The organism is Hydrocarboniphaga sp., assembly GCF_028291725.1.
Taxonomy (GTDB): domain Bacteria; phylum Pseudomonadota; class Gammaproteobacteria; order Nevskiales; family Nevskiaceae; genus Hydrocarboniphaga.
On the sequence record NZ_JAQGNT010000029.1, the window covers coordinates 22,407 to 42,222 of the forward strand.

18 protein-coding genes are annotated in these 19,816 nt (G+C 63.7%); 14 read left to right on the forward strand and 4 right to left on the reverse strand.

What is annotated here, in order from left to right; translation table 11 throughout:
- Window position 1 precedes the first annotated feature (1 nt).
- Window positions 2-769 carry an SDR family oxidoreductase gene (locus tag JWQ90_RS08325; RefSeq protein ID WP_299691991.1) on the reverse strand — a complete coding sequence of 256 codons (768 nt, stop codon included), beginning with the start codon at window positions 767-769 and terminating at the stop codon, window positions 2-4.
- Between the two features lie 23 nt (window positions 770-792).
- Entirely contained in the window at window positions 793-1,968 is a 1,176-nt protein-coding gene (locus JWQ90_RS08330) for an acyl-CoA dehydrogenase family protein (protein WP_299691993.1), read from the reverse strand.
- A 217-nt stretch (window positions 1,969-2,185) separates the two neighbouring features.
- Between JWQ90_RS08330 and JWQ90_RS08335 the strand changes: the two genes are divergently transcribed.
- The 3 genes from JWQ90_RS08335 to JWQ90_RS08345 all read left to right on the forward strand — a co-directional run bounded on the left by JWQ90_RS08335 (window position 2,186) and on the right by JWQ90_RS08345 (window position 5,412).
- Entirely contained in the window at window positions 2,186-3,223 is a 1,038-nt protein-coding gene (locus tag JWQ90_RS08335) for an AraC family transcriptional regulator (RefSeq protein WP_299691995.1), read from the forward strand.
- Window positions 3,224-3,277: 54 nt separating this feature from the next.
- The gene (locus JWQ90_RS08340) at window positions 3,278-4,588 is read left to right on the forward strand and encodes an oxygenase MpaB family protein (RefSeq protein ID WP_299691997.1); all 1,311 of its coding nucleotides are present in this window, start codon (window positions 3,278-3,280) and stop codon (window positions 4,586-4,588) included.
- A 233-nt stretch (window positions 4,589-4,821) separates the two neighbouring features.
- Window positions 4,822-5,412, forward strand: a complete 591-nt coding sequence (locus JWQ90_RS08345; protein WP_299691999.1) for a TetR/AcrR family transcriptional regulator — start codon at window positions 4,822-4,824, stop codon at window positions 5,410-5,412.
- 27 nt (window positions 5,413-5,439) lie between these two features.
- Here the strand turns inward: JWQ90_RS08345 and JWQ90_RS08350 are convergent, their stop codons facing one another.
- Both JWQ90_RS08350 and JWQ90_RS08355 read right to left on the reverse strand, forming a co-directional pair.
- The gene (locus JWQ90_RS08350; protein ID WP_299692001.1) at window positions 5,440-6,723 is read right to left on the reverse strand and encodes a Fic family protein; all 1,284 of its coding nucleotides are present in this window, start codon (window positions 6,721-6,723) and stop codon (window positions 5,440-5,442) included.
- A 191-nt stretch (window positions 6,724-6,914) separates the two neighbouring features.
- Window positions 6,915-7,913, reverse strand: a complete 999-nt coding sequence (locus JWQ90_RS08355; protein WP_299692003.1) for a LysR family transcriptional regulator — start codon at window positions 7,911-7,913, stop codon at window positions 6,915-6,917.
- A gap of 107 nt (window positions 7,914-8,020) precedes the next feature.
- Here JWQ90_RS08355 and JWQ90_RS08360 point away from each other — a divergent pair, with 107 nt between their 5' ends.
- The 11 genes from JWQ90_RS08360 to fghA all read left to right on the forward strand — a co-directional run bounded on the left by JWQ90_RS08360 (window position 8,021) and on the right by fghA (window position 19,698).
- The gene (locus JWQ90_RS08360; protein ID WP_299692005.1) at window positions 8,021-9,508 is read left to right on the forward strand and encodes a form I ribulose bisphosphate carboxylase large subunit; all 1,488 of its coding nucleotides are present in this window, start codon (window positions 8,021-8,023) and stop codon (window positions 9,506-9,508) included.
- A 25-nt stretch (window positions 9,509-9,533) separates the two neighbouring features.
- Complete coding sequence (locus tag JWQ90_RS08365; RefSeq protein ID WP_299692008.1) at window positions 9,534-9,950, forward strand: ribulose bisphosphate carboxylase small subunit; 417 nt, start codon at window positions 9,534-9,536, stop codon at window positions 9,948-9,950.
- Between the two features lie 149 nt (window positions 9,951-10,099).
- Entirely contained in the window at window positions 10,100-11,107 is a 1,008-nt protein-coding gene (cbbX, locus tag JWQ90_RS08370; protein WP_299692010.1) for a CbbX protein, read from the forward strand.
- Between the two features lie 43 nt (window positions 11,108-11,150).
- Window positions 11,151-12,227: a class 1 fructose-bisphosphatase gene (locus tag JWQ90_RS08375; RefSeq protein ID WP_299692013.1), complete on the forward strand. Its 1,077-nt coding sequence runs from the start codon at window positions 11,151-11,153 to the stop codon at window positions 12,225-12,227.
- A gap of 160 nt (window positions 12,228-12,387) precedes the next feature.
- A complete protein-coding gene (locus JWQ90_RS08380; RefSeq protein WP_299692016.1) occupies window positions 12,388-13,263 on the forward strand; it encodes a phosphoribulokinase in 876 nt (291 codons plus the stop codon).
- Between the two features lie 10 nt (window positions 13,264-13,273).
- On the forward strand, window positions 13,274-15,385 hold the full coding sequence (gene tkt / locus JWQ90_RS08385) for a transketolase (RefSeq protein WP_299692019.1): 2,112 nt from the start codon (window positions 13,274-13,276) through the stop codon (window positions 15,383-15,385).
- Window positions 15,386-15,505: 120 nt separating this feature from the next.
- Window positions 15,506-16,237, forward strand: a complete 732-nt coding sequence (locus JWQ90_RS08390; protein WP_299692022.1) for an HAD-IA family hydrolase — start codon at window positions 15,506-15,508, stop codon at window positions 16,235-16,237.
- Entirely contained in the window at window positions 16,228-17,292 is a 1,065-nt protein-coding gene (fba, locus tag JWQ90_RS08395) for a class II fructose-bisphosphate aldolase (protein WP_299692025.1), read from the forward strand. The genes JWQ90_RS08390 and fba overlap by 10 nt, the downstream gene beginning before the upstream one ends.
- 26 nt (window positions 17,293-17,318) lie before the next feature.
- Window positions 17,319-17,993, forward strand: a complete 675-nt coding sequence (gene rpe / locus JWQ90_RS08400; RefSeq protein WP_299692090.1) for a ribulose-phosphate 3-epimerase — start codon at window positions 17,319-17,321, stop codon at window positions 17,991-17,993.
- 32 nt (window positions 17,994-18,025) lie between these two features.
- The gene (locus JWQ90_RS08405; protein WP_299692028.1) at window positions 18,026-18,820 is read left to right on the forward strand and encodes an HAD-IA family hydrolase; all 795 of its coding nucleotides are present in this window, start codon (window positions 18,026-18,028) and stop codon (window positions 18,818-18,820) included.
- A 44-nt stretch (window positions 18,821-18,864) separates the two neighbouring features.
- Complete coding sequence (fghA, locus tag JWQ90_RS08410) at window positions 18,865-19,698, forward strand: S-formylglutathione hydrolase (RefSeq protein ID WP_299692031.1); 834 nt, start codon at window positions 18,865-18,867, stop codon at window positions 19,696-19,698.
- The last annotated feature ends 118 nt before the right edge of the window (window positions 19,699-19,816 follow it).

The following is a 19,816-nucleotide window of genomic DNA, read 5'->3' on the forward strand; positions in this document are numbered from 1 at the left end:
GCTACTTCACGCCCATGCGGATGCCGCCATCGATGCGGATGCATTCCCCGTTGATGTAGTCGTTGCCAATGATGTCGGCGACCAGCTTGGCCACCTCGTCTGGCTCGCCCAGCCGTTTGGGATACAGAACCTGCTGCGCCAGGCTGTCACGCACGTTCTGCGGAGCGCCCATCAGCAACGGGGTGGCGATGAGGCCGGGCACGATGGTGTTGACGCGCACTCCGATCGACGCGAGGTCGCGGGCAATGGGCAGCGTCATGCCGACGATGCCGCCCTTGGACGCGCTATAGGCAGCCTGACCCATCTGGCCCTCGTAGGCGGCGATGGATGCGGTGTTGACGATCGCACCGCGCCCGCCAGCGGCGTCGGGCTGATTCTTGGCCATCTGCTCGGCAGCCAGGCGCAGCACGTTGAACGTGCCGACCAGATTCACCTCCAGGACTTTCCGGAAGCGCGCGAGTGGATAGGGGCCGTCCTTGCCGAAGGTCTTCTGCGAGCCGCCGATGCCGGCGAAATTACAGCAGATATGGACGGCGCCAAATTCGGCGACCACGTCGTTGATCGCGCTCTGCACGGCCTCTTCGTCCGACACATTGACGTTGCGGTAAACAGCGCGCGTTCCGAGCGCTGCGACGAGCGCCTTCCCCGCCTCCTCGTTGAGATCGAAGATGGCGACTTTGGCGCCCGCCTTGTGAAAGCGCTCGACCGTCGCGCGACCCAGCCCGGAGGCGCCGCCGGTCACGATGGCGACCTTGTTTTCGATGTCCACGTGAAGCTCCTCGATGCTTGTTTTTAGAAATTGCGCGTATTGAACGGCACGTAGCCATTCGAAAGGCAGTCGCGGCTGATGAGCAGCTTCATGACTTCTGAGCTACCCGCATAGATCGGCGATACGCGTGCGTCAGTGTACTGACGGCTGATCGGATACTCGTCCATGTAGCCCGCCCCGCCATGCAGCTGGACGCCCATGTCGGCGGCCTTAACCTGCATTTCGCTCGCCGCCAGCTTGGCTTTTGCAGCGTCCACTGCTGTGAGTTGCCCGGCGTTGAAGGAGCGCACACATTGGTCGATGAAGCACTGGATCACATCGAGTTCGGTACGCAATTCGGCAAGTTTGAACTGGGTATTCTGGAAGCTCGAGAGATGCTTACCGAAGATCTTGCGCTGCCGGACGTAGTCCACGGCGAGATCGTATGACAGCTGGGCCGCGGCAATGTAGCCCGAGGCACCGATCAGGCGCTCTTCCGCCAGCCCCATCATCAGGTACTTGAAACCGCTGCCGGCCTCGCCGAGGACATTTTCCTTCGGAACCCGCACGTCACGGAAGAACAGCTCGGACGTGTCCTGTGCCTTTTTGCCCATCTTCTTGAGCATACGGCCGCGCTCGAACCCTTCCATGCCGCGCTCGACGATGAACAGCGTCATCGCGTGCGGATTGTTGGCCGGGTCGGTCTTGGCGGCCACGATCACCACGTCGGCATTGATGCCGTTGGAGATATAGGTCTTGGTGCCATTGAGCAGCCAATGGTCACCCTGATCGGTGGCGAACGAGCGCATTCCGGCCAAGTCGCTGCCGGCATCCGGCTCGCTCATCGCGATTGCGAGAATCTTCTTGCCGCTCACGAAGTCGGGAAAGAAGCGATCCCGCTGTTCCTCATTGCCGAAGCGCGTGAAGTAAGGCGCCACCAGCCGGCTGTGCAAGGTGCAATACCAGTCGCTCGTGCGCGCGTAGGCGCCCTCTTCGATGATGATCTGTTCGTAACGGAAATCATGATCACCGATGCCGCCGTACTTCTCGTCCGGCCAGACCATCAGAAACCCGTTTTCACCCGCTTTGGCGAAGGCGGAACGATCGACGATGCCCATCTCGCGCCACTGTTCCATGTGCGGCACGATTTCCACGGCGAGGAATTTCCGATAGGCAGCGCGAAACATCTGCTGCTCCTCGGTGAAATCACGAGGCAACATGTTGGGGTCCTCCAGGGGACGATCGTTGGCAGGTGCCTAGGGCCTGTTAACACACGTCGGTCGCTGCGCTCGACGCGTGTACAGGCCCTAGTATTCAAGCGCAGCCGCTGCGGGGCCATGCTCGCCACTGACAAAAAAACGGGCTGCCGACTACAATCGGCGACGCCGCTCAGGCTCTGATAACGGCGTCGAGCCCGGCAGGAGACGTCGTCCCGTCATGAGAGAGCTATCCGTCCCGGTGCGGTTCGTGCGCGCCGTACTCCAAAACGCTCCCAGCTTCAAAATCGATACTGAGGCATTGCTGGAACGCTGCGGTATCGCCCCCCGCCTGCTGGAGCAAAAGGGCGCCCGTATCTCGATCGAGCGCTTCGCCCAGCTTCAGACTGCCACCATGCTGGCGATGGACGACGAAGGCCTGGGCTACTACCGTCGCCCCATTCCGGTCGGCAGCTGGTCGATGATGTGCTACGCCGCGACCAGCTCGCGTTCGCTGCGGACCGCGCTGCAGCGCTATTGCCGATTCTTCGCCATGCTGGATTTCGGCCTGATGCCGGCCCTGATCGAGAGCGATGGGCTGGCCACGATCCAATTCCTGAAACGGCATTCCGATTGGCTGGAAGTCCCGTTCGTTAGCGAACGTGCCCTATTCAAATGCCACCGCTTCAGCTGCTGGCTGATCCAGGAACACATCCCGCTGCTCTCTGTCAGGGTGCCCCACAAGCGGGCCGAGTTCATGGAAGACTACCGGGACATGTTCATGGGCAATCCGGTGGAGTTCGATTGCCCCCACACCGAATTGGCTTTCAGCCAGCGCTATCTCGACAAGCCCCTGAAAGTCGATGAGCGCTCGCTGCGCAGCTTCCTGCGCAGCCCGACCCTGAGCCTGCTCACGCCTCAGTATGAAACCAGCAGCTGGACCATGCGCGTGAAGCAGAGGCTCAGTGAAGACCGCAGCCTGAACCTCAGCATGGACGACGTGGCCGGACGGCTGCATATCCACCCCCAATCGCTGCGCCGCCGCCTGTCGGAGGAAGGCACCTCGTTCAAAACCATCGTGATGGAATTGCATCGCGACACCGCATTGCATCATCTCGGCAAGCGGAACATCAGCATAGAAGAGGTCGCCTTCCTGTCCGGATTCTCGGAGACCAGCACATTTATCCGGGCTTTCAAGCGGTGGACCGGGCTTACTCCCTATACCTATCGCAAGAACAATCTCGAATCCCATCTTGGCGTCAGGGGACAAGTATCGTAGTCTGTCACCTCCAAGGCCGGCCCGGTCCGGCCTCATCAGCACTTGGAGAGCAGAATGAACATGCACGTGCAGATTCGAAAAGCGGGTATCGACGTTCCGCTGGATTTGGCGCCCGGACGTGACCTGGGCCGTACCGTCAACTACGAGCAGGCGGTAGCCCTCTATGGCAAGGATCTGGTCAACTTCATCACGGACCACCACAAGATCGGCGATGAGATCGGCTACGCCGCCTACAACGCAATGTTGGCTCGCGATGGCAACGTGGCTGCCAAACAGATGTTCGACCAGGCCCTGGCGAAGGGCATCGGCTCGGTGGAAAACCCACCGCCGGAGATGGTCGACCTGTTCTCCTCGCTGGACAATGTGCCTGACTGGGTGGATTGGGACGAGCTGCATCGCGGTAGCGTCGCCTACTGGCGCGCTGGCAACATCGTGGTGATGGCCTTGGCTTACGCGGCCATCGGTGCCGGCTTCCGGACCTATGGCGGATCCCGGCCCTTGGTGTTGAGCCGACGCCTGATCGAGCGTGACCAGGTTGGGCGCCGACTGATCGAGACCCTGCGTTGGGCAGCGAACGCATCCAAACCCGGCGGGATGCGCCGCAACGGCGACGGTTTTCGCATGACGATGAACGTGCGGTGGATCCATGGCGCCGTTCGTCATCACCTTTCCCGCAGCGACAAGTGGGACTGGCAGGATTGGGGCATGGTCGTCGCCAACAGCGACTCGGTTTACACAATGGGTTGCCTGTTCTGCGAAGCGGTAGTAGATGCGCTGGCCAAGGCGGGCATCAAGCTCAGCACGCGCGAGATCGATGATGTGACGGCGCTCTGGCGTTACATCGGCCATGTGATGGGCATTCCCGAGGACATCAATTTCCATGACTGGCAAGATCTGCGTCGCAAGTCCGAAGTGATCCGCCTCATCGAACACCCAGCCGACGATGGCTGCCGGATGCTGATGGCCTCGCTCAAGGACTACATGTGCGAAGAGGAGATCGAGGGCTACGACGTGCTGCCGCGATTCATCGCCAAGCGTCTCTCGGTCGAGCAAAAGAAGACCCTGACCTACGGCCTCATGCGCTCCTGGGCCGGCGATGAAATTTGCGAGCAGCTCGCCATTCCCGACAACAAGCTGCGCTACCTGTTGCCGACCCTGCGTCCGTTCATCATGGCGCACGACAAGATCAGCCGCTTGCTGCCTCACGACGATGAGGCCAAGGCAATCCGGTCGATCGAAGCCTTTGGAGTCGCGACCAAACTGAACGACGGTGAAACCGAGGTCGCGGATGCGGACGATGTCGTGCGCGGCATGAAGAAATTCAGCGGAAGAGCACACGAAATTTTGGGAAGCAAGCCGCACTGAAAGCCGGGACGCGCACCGGGCAGGCCCTTAGTGCCTCGGTTCCCAAGTACGATCACGAATCCGCGACGGATTTTCGCGCCTGGCGGCGTTGCGACTCCTCGCCATAGCGGGGCTATGCCTCGTCGTCGCGCCTTGCCAGTCGCAAAACTCCGCGTGCGCCTTCGTGATCGTACTTGGGAACCGAGGCACTTAGAATAGAGGCCTGCCCGAAGCCTTCAGCACGAGAGAATCTGGTGAGCCTGCCGGAAGTCGAAACCTTACCCATGCGGGAAAGAATCCTGCAAGCGGCGCCCGCCGTGATCCACCGCTTCACCCTGGCGCGGTTTGGCATGGAAGACGTCGCCAAGGCCGTCGGGATCGCTCGACAGACGATCTACAAGCACTTCCCGAACAAGGACGCGCTGTTGATCGCGATCTATGTTCGGCAAATGCGGGAGCGCCAGGTGCCGGCGATGGCTGAAGCGATCGCGAAGCCGCCTTCAGCGAAAAATCTGCTTGGCCTTTTCATGGTGGAGCTGGGGCAGGCCATGCTGTTTCCGCTGTTCGAGGAAACGCTAGACCCCAAGACAGCGCCACTCATGGCTGAACTTTGTCTCAACTCGCCCGAGCTGATGTCGGTGCGGGAGGAGATCTGGCTGCCGATTCTCGATCGATATGTTCAGCGCGGGATCGTCCGTCCGGATTTAAACCGCCGCGCTGCCATTCGCTGGATCACGTACCAACAGTTCTGGTTTCTGACCCATCCGACGGTTCTAAGCGACTCAATCTCCGAGATAGAAATATACGTGCGTGACTTCGTGATCCGCTCGCTTTTGAAGGCCTGAGCGCTTCGCGGGAGCGGCCGACCTTAGTCATCGCTGGATTCCTGTGGCACCCCCTGCAGCCGACAGGCGCTGAAGGAAACGCTCAACTTCTTCCCGCTGAAGCCCGTAAACGACGGCTTGTCCTGGATGAAGATCCTGGACCAATTGCTGCAGGTGTTGCTTCAGGGGAGCATGATCTTCCGCGGGAACGGTGCCAGGCAGCTCCGGGTCTAGACTCACCTCGCCCCGCACGAGCCGCTTGATGTAGTTAGTTCCGAACGCCCGGTATTTCAGTTCGAAGCCCTTTTGCTCCGCCGACCTGCCCTTTGGCACGGCCAGCAGCCGATAACTCTCGGCCGACTCGATGTATCCGCTGACGAAAGCGGAAGAGATGATCTCTGTAAAACCCAACTCGTAGTAGGCAAGCAGGCCGCGCGTATAGTTGGCAGCATCCACAGTAATAAAGGACAGCGGCGACAGAGAAGCCTTGATGAGAGGGAGGTTAGCCATCAGGCGGCCCGTCCGCTTGTTGCAGTCGGCGAACGGCTGCAGATACGCGATTCCCACCATCAACATGAGCGATTGATTGAAGGGATCGGTCTCATGTGCCACATGCTCCAACATCTCCTCAAGGACTTCTTCGAGTTGGAATCGGTTATCCAACGGCTGGTAGGTGCTGCTTGTAATCGATACACCGCGCTCGCGGACTTGGCCTTCGTCCCGCCTTTGAGCGAGCAAACCGTTGGAAACTAAGGCGTGCACGTCCAGAATGGTCTTCTTATCAATCTGGACGTCGTCGATGTGGTCGAGCAGGTACCGGATAGCGTCGCGATGGTTAAGGATCATCCGCGCTTCTTCGGCTGATTTGCCTGCGGCTTGCTGCCCGTACTCAAGCAGCGCTTGAGTCTCGATCAAATCGTAAGTGTTGCCTTCCAGCCGCGAGGATGCGAACGAAATCTCAATCATGAGTCGTTCCCTGACCGCTCGAGCGGTTTCTTCAGCCGTTTGGGCCGGTCGCGGCATCGCGTTGCGCATCCGCTGCAGCTGCTCGGCTCGAAATCGGGGGAGTGCAGCCACCGCCCGCTCGCGGTCAAACGGAGCGGGAGTTCGGCGAGTGACGGGCTTGTCGAAAAAGCCCTTCAAGTCGGATGCGTAGTGCTGGGTGATCGGCCCACGACGAACGGATACGACGCTTCCCTGATCCGCCAGATCTCGGAGCCAGCGATTAAGCGTGGTGCGAGACAAACTGGGAAACACGCCCTCTATGTCTCGAGGACCCGCACCGGGATGATCTTGAATCCACGCGAGGATTGCGGCCGAGCCGGCGGACATGGTCAGTTGCTTTCCAGTTAAAATGGTTTAAAAACAATTATTTATCCAAATTCTATGCTCAGATAGCGCCCTAATGGTCAGCTTTTTGGTCAGCTCACCATCGGATTATGAACTTGGATCTCAGGGTATGCGCAACCCGATCAGGGCAATCTCCTTTTTCTCTGACGATTAGCTCAGGCCAGCGACAGCAATTACTGAGGCGCCTTCTTTCGAGGCTTTTTCGGCATAGGTTTCGCGGCACTTTTTACATGCGCCGCAAGCTGCAGATCGGCATAGCTGTCGCGCAGATAGCGCTGGGTTTCCTCGATCAGAAATTTGCGGAACGCGGTCGCGGCCGGCGACAGCGGCCGGCGGCGCAGATGGACCACGTGCCAGCTGCGCTGCAGCGGCAGGCCGACCACGTCCAGGCAGGCGATCTCGCCGCTGCGCAGTTCCAGCGACAATGTGTGCAGCGACAGCACGCTCAGGCCCAGGCCGGCCATCACCGCCTGCTTGACGGTTTCGTTGCTGCCCAGCGACAGGATCTTGCGCGGCTTGAACAGATGCGCGCGGAATAGTTCCTCCATCACGCCGCGGGTGCCCGAGCCGCTTTCACGCTGCAGGAAAGTCTCGCCGCGCAGGCGTTGCAAGTCGATTTTCTGCTGACCGCACAAGGCATGCTTCGGCGGCGCGACGATCACGTGCGGGTTGTTCGCCAGCGGCTCTGCGACGGTTTCGAGTTCGCCCGGCGGCCGCCCCATCACCGCCAGATCGGTCTGGTTTTCTTTCAGCAGGCTCACCAGCGCTTCGCGATTGCCGACGACGAAGCGCACCTCGATGCCCGGATGCCGCTGGCTGAAAGCGGCCAGCAGGCGCGGCGCGAAATTGTTGGCGGTGCTGACCAGGCCGACCGTGATGCTGCCGTCGGTGAGGCCTTTCAAGGCCAGCAGCGACTGCTCGGTGTCGTGCAACTCGCCGAGGATGCGCGAGGCGTGTTCGAACAATTTCCGGCCCGCCTCGGTCAGCGCCTTGCGCCGCCCGGCTTTCTCGAACAGCACCAGGCCCACCGCGTCCTCGAGCTGGCGGATCTGCATCGAAATCGCCGGCTGGCTCAGCGACAGCGTCTCCGCCACCGCCGAGAAACTGAGCTGGCGCGCGGCCTCGCAGAACACCTCCAGCTGCCTCAGCGTGATCCGTCGTGTGAGTTTCATGGCCTGCAAACCATAAGTGATCACTTAACAAAACGAAAGAAATATTGAATTTACTTCTGCTTCTCCGACCGCGAGCATCCATACCACGCAACGGAGGAGTACCCGAAATGCTTGCAAGCACCAGCCAACGCAGCACCGGCAACACCAGCAGCCGCTACAAGTCAGGCGTGATGAAGTACAAGGAGATGGGCTACTGGCAGCCGGATTACGAACCGGCCGCATCGGACATCATCGCGCTGTTCCGGATCACGCCGCAGGACGGCGTGGACGCCGACGAGGCCGCTGCCGCGGTGGCCGGTGAATCCTCGACTGCGACCTGGACCGTGGTCTGGACCGACCGCCTCACCGCCTGCGACCAGTACCGCGCCAAGGCCTACCGCGTCGACAAGGTGCCGAACACCGGCCCGGGCACTGCGACCGAGCAGCAGTGGTTCGCCTACATCGCCTACGACCTGGCGCTGTTCGAGGAAGGCTCGATCGCCAACCTGACCGCTTCGATCATCGGCAACGTGTTCGGCTTCAAGCCGCTCAAGGCGCTGCGCCTGGAGGACATGCGCCTGCCGCTGGCCTATGTGAAGACCTTCCGCGGCCCGCCGACCGGCATCGTCGTCGAGCGTGAACGCCTGGACAAGTTCGGGCGCCCGCTGCTCGGCGCCACCACCAAGCCCAAGCTCGGCCTGTCCGGCAAGAACTACGGCCGCGTGGTCTACGAAGGCCTCAGGGGCGGCCTGGACTTCATGAAGGACGACGAGAACATCAACTCGCAGCCCTTCATGCACTGGCGCGACCGCTTTCTGTACTGCATGGAGGCGGTGAACCGCGCGCAGGCGGAGACCGGCGAGATCAAGGGCCATTATCTCAACGTCACCGCCGGCACGATGGAGGAAATGTACCGCCGCGCCGACTTCGCCAAGGAGCTGGGCTCGTGCATCGTGATGATCGACCTGGTGATCGGCTACACCGCGATCCAGTCGATGTCGAACTGGGCGCGCGACAACGACATGGTGCTGCACTTGCACCGCGCCGGCCACGGCACCTACACGCGGCAGAAGTCACACGGCATTTCGTTCCGGGTGATTTCCAAGTGGATGCGCCTCGCCGGTGTGGATCACATCCACGCCGGCACCGCAGTCGGCAAGCTCGAAGGCGATCCGCTGATGGTGCAGGGTTTCTACAACGTACTGCGCGAGGCGCATAACGAAGTCGACCTGCGCCGCGGCGTGTTCTTCGAGCAGGACTGGGGCGGGCTGCGCAAGGTCATGCCGGTGGCTTCGGGCGGCATCCACGCCGGCCAGATGCACCAGCTGCTGAGCCTGTTCGACGACGACGTGGTGCTGCAGTTCGGCGGCGGCACGATCGGCCATCCGGCCGGCATCCAGGCCGGCGCCACCGCCAACCGCGTCGCGCTCGAATGCATGGTCAAGGCGCGCAACGAAGGCCGCGACATCGACCGCGAAGGCCCGCAGATTCTGGAGGCCGCCGCACGCTGGTGCACGCCGCTGAAGCAGGCGCTCGCCACGTGGAAAGACATCAGCTTCGACTACACCTCCACCGACACGCCGGACTTCGTGCCCACCGCGACCGCTTCGGTCTGATCCAGACGCGATTCAGGAGATTGAAATGAGAGTGACCCAAGGTACGTTTTCCTTCCTGCCCGAGCTGAGCGATCAGGAAATCCACGCGCAGTGCGAATACGCGATCCGCCGCGGCTGGGCGCTCGCGGTGGAGTACACCGACGATCCGCATCCGCGCAATTCCTACTGGGAAATGTGGGGCCTGCCGATGTTCGATCTGAAGGACGGCGCTGGCGCGCTGCTGGAGATCAACGACTGCCGCAAGACCTTCCCCAGCCACTACATCAAGGTCAACGCCTTCGATGCCACGCAGGGCTTCGAGACCGTGCGCATGTCGTTCATCGTCAACCGTCCGCCGGAGGAGCCCGGCTTCATGCTGCGGCGCCAGGAGGGCGCGGGCCGCACGATCCGCTACACCACGCACGCCTACGCCACCAACAAGCCTGCGGGCGAGCGGTATTAGTGGACCGCAGCCGAACACCAGCTGCACCGGTAGGAGCGGGTCATACCCGCGACTGCGCCGTTCAAGGCCTGAGTCGCGGGTATGACCCGCTCCTACAGCGGCGGCGGCAGCCATAACCGCTTTCAACCACCACAGGCCACTGGAACATCATGAGCGCAATCGCAATTGACAAGCCGCCGCAGGCGTCGCCACCCGCGGCGGCGCCGGGCCTGCACGCGCTCTACCAGCAGAGCGGCATCGCCGAGGTGCTGGGTCAGCTCGACCGCGAGCTGATCGGGCTGGCGCCGGTGAAAGGGCGCATCCGCGAGGTCGCGGCCTACCTGATCGTCGACAAGGCGCGGCGCGCGCAGGGGCTGACATCGGGCCCACCGAGCCTGCACATGTGCTTCACCGGCAACCCCGGCACCGGCAAGACCACGGTGGCACAGCGCATGGCGGACATCCTTCACCGGCTCGGCTACATCCGCAAGAACCACCTGGTGTCGGTGACGCGCGACGATCTGGTCGGCCAGTACATCGGCCATACCGCGCCCAAGACCCGCGACGTGCTCAAGCGTGCGATGGGCGGCGTGCTGTTCATCGACGAGGCCTACTACCTGTACCGGCCCGAGAACGAGCGCGACTACGGCCAGGAGGCAATCGAGATCCTGCTGCAGGTGATGGAGAACCAGCGCGACGACCTGGTCGTGATCCTGGCCGGATACCAGGCGCGCATGGACGTGTTCTTCCAGAGCAACCCGGGCATGGCCTCGCGCGTCGCGCATCACATCGGCTTTCCGGACTACACCGCCGAGGAGCTGCTGCAGATCGCGCGGCTGATGCTGACGCGCATGGACTACCGCCTCGACGACGAGGCGCTGAGCGCGATGCGTGACTACATCGAGCACCGGCTGCGCCGGCCGCATTTTGCCAATGCGCGCTCGATCCGCAACGCGCTCGACCGCGCGCGGCTGCGCCAGGCGCAGCGCCTGTTCCAGAACGCGATGCAGGCACCCGATCGCCGCGACGAACCCGAGCTGGACGCGCTGATGCGGATCAGCGCCGCCGACATCCGCGCCAGCCGCCTATTCCAGCCGGACAACCGGCCGGACAAAGATCCGGCGCAGATCGTAGTGGCGCCACAAGTAGCGCCGCGAGCACCGACGTCGAACCGCTGAAAAAAGTGCTGCATCCCTGCTGCGTGCCGGAGGAGAAACGGACATGCTTTACGGAAGAACCACACTGTCGAAGTTCCTGATCCAGCAGCAGCGCGCGGATAAATCCGCCGGCGATCTGTCGGCGCTGTTGATCGACGTCGCCGCCGCGATCAAAGGCATTTCGGCGATGGTTTCAAAAGGTGCACTCGGCGAGCACCAGGGCACACTGGAGACGCAGAACGTCCAGGGCGAAACCCAGAAAAAGCTCGACGTCGTCACCAACGACATCATGCTGCGCCAGTGCGAATGGGGCGGCCTGCTTGCCGGCATGGTGTCGGAGGAACTCGACCAGCCCTTTGTGATTCCGGGCGGCTACTCGCGCGGCCCCTACCTGCTGTGCTTCGATCCGCTGGACGGCTCGTCGAACATCGATGTCAACGTCGCCGTCGGCACGATCTTCTCGGTGCTGAAACACGCCGAGCGCAAGCCGCCACAGACCGCGGCCTACCTGCAGCCCGGCGACCGCCAGGTGGCCGCCGGCTATGCGATTTACGGGCCGGCGACGATGCTGGTGATCAGCGTCGGCCGCGGTACTCACGGCTTCACGCTGGATCGCGAAACCGGCAACTTCGTGCTGACGCATCCCGATCTGACGATCCCGGCCGACACCGGCGAGTTCGCGATCAACGTCTCCAACGAGCGCTTCTGGGAGCCACCGATCACGCGCTACGTCGGCGAGTGCAAGGCCGGCCGCAGCGGCATCCGCGAGCGCGATTTCAACATGCGCTGGATTGCCTCGATGGTCGCCGAGGTGCATCGCATCCTGATGCGCGGCGGCGTCTTCATGTACCCGCGCGACACCAAGGACCCGTCCAAGCCCGGGCGCCTGCGCCTGCTCTACGAGGCCAACCCGATGGCGATGCTGATCGAGCAGGCCGGCGGCTGCGCCAGCACCGGCCGCGGCCGCATCTGCGAAGTCGCGCCGACGGACATCCACCAGCGCACACCGGTGGTGCTCGGATCGCGCAACGAGGTCGAGCGCATCGAGCGCTATCACCGCGAATACGAAAGCGGCGCGGACCGGCCCTTCGTCTCGCCGCTGTTCAATGAGCGCTCGCTTTATCGATCGGAGGTGACGTGATGCAGCGTCTGCATCTGCGCTGTTCTCCTTCGGAACTTCTCCCTCCCCCGCCTGCGGGGGAGGGTTGGGGTGGGGGCGGAAGTCGCGGCGCTACCGTCTCGCCCCCATCCCAACCTTCCCCCGCAAGCGGGGGAAGGAGACCAGATCCAAGGAGTACCCCATGTCCAAAAAACATCCGATCATCGCAGTCACCGGCTCGTCAGGCGCAGGCACGACGACGGTGATGGCGAGCTTCAAGCACATCTTCCGCCGCGAAAAGATCCGCGCCGAACTGGTCGAGGGCGATGCCTTCCATCGCTACGACCGCAAGGGCATGCGTGCGGCGATGAAGGCGGCCGAATCCGGCCAGGACCCGAACCTAAGCCACTTCGGCCCGGAAGCGAATCTGTTTCAGGAACTCGACGAGTTGTTCGGCCGCTACGGCGAAAACGGCAGCGGCCGCGTGCGCCGCTACCTGCACAACGACGAGGAGGCCGCGCCGTTCGCGCAGGAACCCGGCACCTTCACTCCCTGGCAGGAAATCACGCCGGACAGCTCGGATCTACTGTTCTACGAAGGCCTGCACGGCGCCGCCAAGCACGGCGAGATCAACATCGCGCGTCATCCGGACCTGCTGATCGGCGTCGTACCGATCATCAACCTGGAATGGATACAGAAACTGCATCGCGACCAGAACCTGCGCGGCTATTCGCACGAGGCCGTGGTCGAGACGATCCTGCGGCGGATGCCGGATTACGTGAAACACATCTGCCCGCAGTTCTCGCGCACGCATGTGAATTTCCAGCGCGTGCCGACCGTGGACACCTCCAATCCCTTCATCGCGCGCGACATCCCTAGCGCCGATGAAAGCATGGTGGTGATCCGCTTCACCAACCCGAAAGGCATCGACTTCCCCTACCTGATGTCGATGCTGCACGGCTCGATGATGACGCGCCCGAACACCATCATGATCCCCGGCGGGAAAATGGGCCTGTCGATGCAGCTGATCTTCACGCCGATGCTGCTGCGGTTGATGGACCAGAAGCGTCGCGCCTGAGGAATACACGATGAAAAACCTTGAATTTCAAGCGTCCGGAGCGGTCGCAGCGGTCACGCCGCAACGCATGGCCAACGCGCTGCGCATGCTCGCGGTCGACGCTGTCGAGCGCGCCAGATCCGGCCATCCCGGCGCGCCGATGGGCATGGCCGACATCGCGCAAGTGCTGTGGACCCGGCATCTGAAATACGATCCGGCCGATCCGCAGTGGATCGACCGCGACCGCTTCGTGCTGTCCAACGGCCATGCGTCGATGCTGCTCTATGGCCTGCTGCACTTGAGCGGCTACGACTTGCCGCTGAGCGAACTCAAGCAGTTCCGCCAGCTGCATTCCAAAACGCCGGGGCATCCCGAGCTGGGTGTCACGCCGGGCGTGGAAACCACCACCGGCCCGCTCGGACAAGGCCTGGGCAACGCGGTCGGCATGGCGCTCGCCGAGCGTTTGCTCGCCGCCGAATTCAACCGTCCCGGCCTGCCGATCGTCGATCACTTCACTTATGTGTTCATCGGCGACGGCTGCCTGATGGAAGGCATCAGCCACGAGGTCTGCTCGCTGGCCGGCACGCTCGGCTTGTCCAAACTGATCGCGATCTACGACGACAACGGCATCTCGATCGACGGCGAAGTCGCCGGCTGGTTTACCGACGACACGCCGGCCCGTTTTCGCGCCTACGGCTGGCATGTGATCGCCGATGTCGACGGCCACGACGCGAACGCGATCGATGCCGCGATCAGCGAGGCACGCAGCCAGGCGCGGCTGCCACGCGGGCGTCCGAGCCTGATCTGCTGCAAGACCATCATCGGCAAGGGATCGCCGAATCGTGCCGGCACCGAGAGCGTGCACGGCGCGCCGCTCGGGGCCGAGGAATCCGCGGCGACACGGCGCGCGCTGGGCTGGGATCATCCGCCGTTCGAGATTCCGCAGGACATACGCTCGGCCTGGCACGCCGGTGAACGCGGTGCGCGTGCGCAGTCGCGATGGCAGGAAATGCTGCGTCTCTACCGCAAGGCGCATCCGCAGGCCGCTGATGAACTGATGCGGCGCATGCGTGGCGAGCTACCCGCAGACTTCGACGCTCGCGCAGCAAGCATGATCGAGACCGCGCTGGCCCCGGCAAAAGAGATCGCCACACGCAAGGCCTCGCAGTTCGCGCTCGAAGCGCTTGGGCCGCATCTGCCGGAGCTGCTGGCCGGCTCGGCCGATCTGACCGGCTCGAACCTGACCGACTTCAAGGGCTGCCGCAGCGTCGGCCGCGACCAGCCCGGCAACTACCTGCACTACGGCGTGCGCGAATTCGGCATGTCGGCCGCAATGAACGGCGTCGCGCTGCACGGCGGCTTCGTTCCCTACGGCGGCACCTTCCTGACTTTCAGCGACTACAGCCGCAACGCAGTGCGCATGGCCGCGCTGATGCGCCTGCGCGTGATCCATGTCTTCACGCACGACTCAATCGGCCTGGGCGAAGACGGGCCGACGCATCAGGCTATCGAACACGCGGCCTCGCTGCGGCTGATTCCGAATCTCGACGTCTGGCGTCCGGCCGACACCTTGGAAACTGCAGTCGCCTGGCAATACGCGCTGCAGCGCCGCGATGGGCCGAGCGCGCTGCTGCTGTCGCGGCAGAACGTCGCGCTGCTGCAGCGCAACCGCGCATCCGCCGACGGCGTGCGCCGCGGCGGCTACGTGCTCAGCGACAGCGGCGCGCCCTGCGTGGTGATCGTCGCCACCGGCTCGGAAATCGGGCTGGCGATTGCGGCGCAGCGCCTGCTTGAAGACGAAGGCATCGGTTCGCGCGTGGTCTCGATGCCCTGCACCGCGCTGTTCGATCGCCAGCCGCCGGCGTATCGCAACGGCGTGATGCCGATCAGCCTGCCGGCGGTCGCGGTCGAGGCCGGACACCCGGACTTCTGGCACAAGTATGTCGGCCGTCGCGGCTCGGTCGTCGGCATCGATCGTTACGGCGAATCCGCGCCAGCGCCCGATCTTTACCGCCATTTCGGTCTGACCGCAGTACGGGTCGCCGCGGTCGCAAGCCAGGTCGTGCACACGCGCCGCCGCGACCGCGTCGCGGGCATCCGGGTCGATGAATCCGATACCGAGATCGTGCTGTCGTGCAATTAGGGCCGCCGCAATGAACCTCTATTTCGCAACTGTAGGAGCGGACCTTGTCCGCGATTGTGCCGGCGCAGCCTCAATCGCGGACAAGGTCCGCTCCTACAGTTCCAGCCACCAGGAGTCTCCATGTACGACTTAATCCTGTTCGACCTCGACGGCACGCTGGTGGATACCGCCGGCGATATCTGCGACACCGCCAACGACGTGCTGCTCGAACTCGGCTTCGCTGCGGTCGACGAGACGCTGGCGCGCACCTGGATCGGCCAGGGCAGCCGCGAACTGATGATCCGCGCCTACGCTCACGCCAGCGGCATGGCCGAATCCGAGCTGCGCGCCGGCAGCGGCGTCGAATGCCTGATGGAGCTGTTCACTCGCTACCACACGCAGCGCTGCGGCCAGCGCAGCAGCGTGTTTCCGCAGGTGCGCGAATCGCTGCAGGCACTGCGTGAAATGGACATCGGCATGGCGGTGCTGACCAACCGCGAGATGCGCTTCGCGCGCATGGTGCTGGAGCGCCACGAGCTGCAGGACTATTTCGACCCGGTGATCGCCGGCGACACATTGCCGGCGAAGAAGCCCGATGCGCTGCCGGTCGAATACTGCCTGCGCGAGCACGGCGTGGAGCGCAAGCACGCGCTGCTGATCGGCGACTCCGCGGTCGATATCGCCACCGGCCGCAACGCCGGCATCGACTGCTGGGTCGTGCCCTACGGCTACAACGGCGGGCGCGCGGTGATCGAGGACGCGCCGGACCGGATGATCGGCGATCTGTCGTGGGTGGTCGCCCATGCCCGCGCCTGCGCACTCGACCCTTCCAACCGACGCAATCTGTTCCAGGAGAACGTTTCATGGCGCTGATATCACTGCGACAACTGCTCGACCACGCCGCCGATCACCAGTACGGCCTGCCGGCATTCAACGTCAACAATCTCGAACAGATCCAGGCGATCATGCAGGCCGCCGACGAAGCGGACAGCCCGGTGATCCTTCAGGCCTCGGCCGGTGCGCGCAAGTACGCCGGCGAAGCCTTCCTGCGCCACATGGTCGAGGCCGCGGTCGAGAGCTATCCGCATATTCCGGTGTGCATGCACCAGGATCACGGCGCCTCGCCGGCGGTGTGCCAGGCCTCGATACGCAGCGGTTTTTCCAGCGTGATGATGGATGGCTCGCTGCGCGAAGACATGAAGACGCCGGCGAGCTACGAGTACAACCGCGACGTTACCCGCAAGGTCACGGAGATGGCGCACGCGGTCGGCGTGTCGGTGGAGGGCGAACTGGGCTGCCTGGGTTCGCTGGAGACCGGTGAGGCCGGCGAAGAAGACGGTGTCGGCGCGGCCGGCAAGCTCGATCACAGCCAGTTGCTGACCGACCCCGACCAGGCCGCGGACTTCGTCGCCTGGACCGGCGTCGATGCGCTGGCAATCGCGATCGGCACCAGCCACGGCGCCTACAAGTTCACGCGGCCGCCGACCGGCGACATCCTCGCGATCGAGCGCATCGAGGCGATTCACGCGCGGCTGCCGAACACGCACCTGGTGATGCACGGGTCGAGCAGCGTGCCACAGGAATGGCTGGACGTGATCCGGCGTTTCGGCGGCGACATCAAGGAGACTTACGGCGTGCCGGTCGAAGAGATCCAGGCCGGCATTCGCCACGGCGTGCGCAAGGTCAACATCGACACCGACATCCGCCTGGCGATGACCGGCGCGATGCGCCGCAAGATGGCTGAATCGCCGGACGAGTTCGATCCGCGCGCGTTCTTCAAGGCCGCCACCGCCGCGGCGAAGGACATCTGCAAGCTGCGCTTCGATGCTTTCGGCAGCTCCGGCCAGGCCGCGAAGATTCGGCCGCTGCACCTGGACAAGATGGCGGCGCGCTATGTGAAAGGCGAGCTGCGCGCGGTGGTGCATTGAGCTCCGCGCCGAACAACGCGCTGCCGATGCTGATCGCGCCGAGCATTCTGTCGGCAGATTTCGCGCGGCTCGGCGAAGAAGTCAAAACCGTGCTCGCCGCCGGCGCCGACTGGATCCACTTCGACGCGATGGACAACCACTACGTGCCGAACCTGACCATCGGCCCGATGGTCTGCAGCGCGATCAAGCCCTACGCCGGCAGCGCGCTGATCGACGTGCACCTGATGGTCGAGCCGGTCGATGCGCTGGTGCCGATGTTCGCCAAGGCCGGCGCCGGCTTGATTTCGTTTCATCCGGAAGCGTCGAAGCACGTCGATCGCACGCTGCAGATCATCCGCGATCACGGCTGCCAGGCCGGCGTCGTGCTCAATCCGGCGACGCCGCTGGCCTGCGTCGAGCACGTGCTCGATCGGCTGGATCTGCTGCTGCTGATGTCGGTGAATCCCGGCTTCGGCGGCCAGTCCTTCATTGCCTCGACGCTGCCCAAGCTGCGCCAGGCGCGGGCCCTGATCGATCGCCATGCGCGCGAGTCCGGCCAGCGCATCCGGCTCGAAGTCGATGGTGGCGTCAAGCTCGACAACATTGGCGAGATCGCAGCGGCCGGCGCCGACACCTTCGTTGCGGGTTCGGCGATTTTTGGCAGCAGCGATTACTCAGCCACGATCGCCCAGTTGCGATCATCTGCACGTAGGTTGGGGTGAGCGCAGCGAACCCCAACATCGGCGCGGACGAAATGTTGGGGTTCGCTGCGCTCACCCCAACCTACGGCTATGGCCCGCTGCGCGCGCTGCTGTTCGACGTCGACGGCACGCTGGCGGAAACCGAGCGCGACGGGCATCGCATCGCCTTCAACCGCGCGTTCCGCGATTGCGGCCTGCGCTGGGACTGGGACGCGAAGCGCTACGGCGAACTGCTGCAGATCACCGGCGGCCGCGAACGCATCGCGCACTATGCCGCGCTGCACGATCCGCGTTGGCTAGCGGGCGACGACGCAGCATCCGCGATCGCCGAGCTGCATGCGCGCAAAAACCTGCACTACGCCGATCTCGTGCGGCGAGGGCGCATCCAGCTGCGCCACGGGCTGCACGAGTGGCTGCAGCAGGCGCGCACCGCCGGGCTGCACCTGGGCATCGTCACCACCACCAGCCGCGACAATCTCGAGGCCTTGCTGGACTCAAGCTTCGACGCCGATATGCGCGCCGCGTTCGGCGTGCGCATCACCGGCGAAGACGTGCGCCTGAAAAAGCCCGATCCGGAGTGCTATCGGCTTGCACTCGCGGCGCTCGGCTTACAGCCCTCACAAGCGCTGGCGATCGAAGATTCGCGCAACGGCCTGCGTTCGGCCATGGCCGCCGAAGTGCCGACGCTGATCGTGCGCAGCCACTACTTCCGCGATGATGACTTCAGCGGCGCCTGGCGTGTCATCGACGATTTCCGCGAGTGCTCACTGGCGGATGTGCAGCGGCGCTTCGATGCGACGCAGCTTGATGAGACTGCTTGTCCGCATCGCGCTGTGCCGATACTTTAGGGCCCCGCGGAGGGCGGGCACAGCAGTCCAATCGGAGATCCACGATGGAAACACGCAGCGAAACCGCCTGCTTCGGCGGCCGCATGGGGTATTACAGCCATGCTTCGACCGCCACCGGCACCGAGATGCGCTTCGCGGTGTATCAGCCGCCGCAGGCCGCGCAGAGACCCGTGCCGGCGCTGTACTACCTCGCCGGCCTGACCTGCACCGAAGAGACGTTCATGATCAAGGCCGGCGCGCAACGCGTCGCCGCGCAGCTGGGCCTGATGCTGATCGCCTGCGACACCAGCCCGCGCGGCCTGAATCTGCCCGGTGATGCCGAGGCCTGGGACTTCGGCGTCGGCGCCGGCTTCTATCTCGACGCCGCCGCCGCACCCTGGGCGACGAACTACCGGATGAGTTCGTACATCAACGACGAACTCCCCGCACTGATCGAAGCGAACTTCCCTGCCCGCGGCGACAAGCGCGGCATCTTCGGCCACTCGATGGGCGGCCACGGCGCGCTGGTCGCGGCGCTGAGCAAGCCGCAGTTCTGGCATTCGGTCTCCGCGTTCGCGCCGATCTGCAATCCGGTCGCGGTGCCCTGGGGCGAGAAGGCCTTCGGCAACTACCTGGGCACCGACCGCGGCAAATGGGCGGCCTGGGACGCGAGCCTGCTGATGCGCCAGCGCGCCTATCCCGGCAAGATCCTGGTCGACCAGGGACTCGCCGACCAGTTCCTGAATGGGCAGTTGCAGCCGCAGGCACTCGAGGCCGCTGCAGCGATATCCAACCAGGCTCTCGAGCTGCGTCGCCACGAGGGCTACGACCACTCGTACTGGTTCATCCAGACCTTCATCGAAGATCATCTGCGCCACCATGCCCAGGCCCTGGGCTAGCGTGGAAGTGCGTAGTTGTGTAGGGCGGGTCATGACCCGCCATTTTTTTGGAACAGTGACGAAAACGGCGGGTCACGACCCGCCCTACTGCAGCGGTGCCCGCGCGCTACCACCCCGC

What these genes read in the sequence shown, in the direction of transcription:
- tkt (WP_299692019.1), top strand. Translation starts at nt 13,274, where the DNA reads ATGAAAAACCTTGAATTTCAAGCGTCCGGAGCGGTCGCAGCGGTCACG.
- JWQ90_RS08365 (WP_299692008.1), top strand. Translation starts at nt 9,534, where the DNA reads ATGAGAGTGACCCAAGGTACGTTTTCCTTCCTGCCCGAGCTGAGCGAT.
- JWQ90_RS08340 (WP_299691997.1), top strand. Translation starts at nt 3,278, where the DNA reads ATGAACATGCACGTGCAGATTCGAAAAGCGGGTATCGACGTTCCGCTG.
- fghA (WP_299692031.1), top strand. Translation starts at nt 18,865, where the DNA reads ATGGAAACACGCAGCGAAACCGCCTGCTTCGGCGGCCGCATGGGGTAT.
- JWQ90_RS08360 (WP_299692005.1), top strand. Translation starts at nt 8,021, where the DNA reads ATGCTTGCAAGCACCAGCCAACGCAGCACCGGCAACACCAGCAGCCGC.
- JWQ90_RS08380 (WP_299692016.1), top strand. Translation starts at nt 12,388, where the DNA reads ATGTCCAAAAAACATCCGATCATCGCAGTCACCGGCTCGTCAGGCGCA.
- rpe (WP_299692090.1), top strand. Translation starts at nt 17,319, where the DNA reads ATGCTGATCGCGCCGAGCATTCTGTCGGCAGATTTCGCGCGGCTCGGC.
- cbbX (WP_299692010.1), top strand. Translation starts at nt 10,100, where the DNA reads ATGAGCGCAATCGCAATTGACAAGCCGCCGCAGGCGTCGCCACCCGCG.
- JWQ90_RS08390 (WP_299692022.1), top strand. Translation starts at nt 15,506, where the DNA reads ATGTACGACTTAATCCTGTTCGACCTCGACGGCACGCTGGTGGATACC.
- JWQ90_RS08375 (WP_299692013.1), top strand. Translation starts at nt 11,151, where the DNA reads ATGCTTTACGGAAGAACCACACTGTCGAAGTTCCTGATCCAGCAGCAG.
- JWQ90_RS08355 (WP_299692003.1), bottom strand. Translation starts at nt 7,913, where the DNA reads ATGAAACTCACACGACGGATCACGCTGAGGCAGCTGGAGGTGTTCTGC.
- JWQ90_RS08330 (WP_299691993.1), bottom strand. Translation starts at nt 1,968, where the DNA reads ATGTTGCCTCGTGATTTCACCGAGGAGCAGCAGATGTTTCGCGCTGCC.
- JWQ90_RS08405 (WP_299692028.1), top strand. Translation starts at nt 18,026, where the DNA reads ATGTTGGGGTTCGCTGCGCTCACCCCAACCTACGGCTATGGCCCGCTG.
- JWQ90_RS08350 (WP_299692001.1), bottom strand. Translation starts at nt 6,723, where the DNA reads ATGTCCGCCGGCTCGGCCGCAATCCTCGCGTGGATTCAAGATCATCCC.
- JWQ90_RS08335 (WP_299691995.1), top strand. Translation starts at nt 2,186, where the DNA reads ATGAGAGAGCTATCCGTCCCGGTGCGGTTCGTGCGCGCCGTACTCCAA.
- fba (WP_299692025.1), top strand. Translation starts at nt 16,228, where the DNA reads ATGGCGCTGATATCACTGCGACAACTGCTCGACCACGCCGCCGATCAC.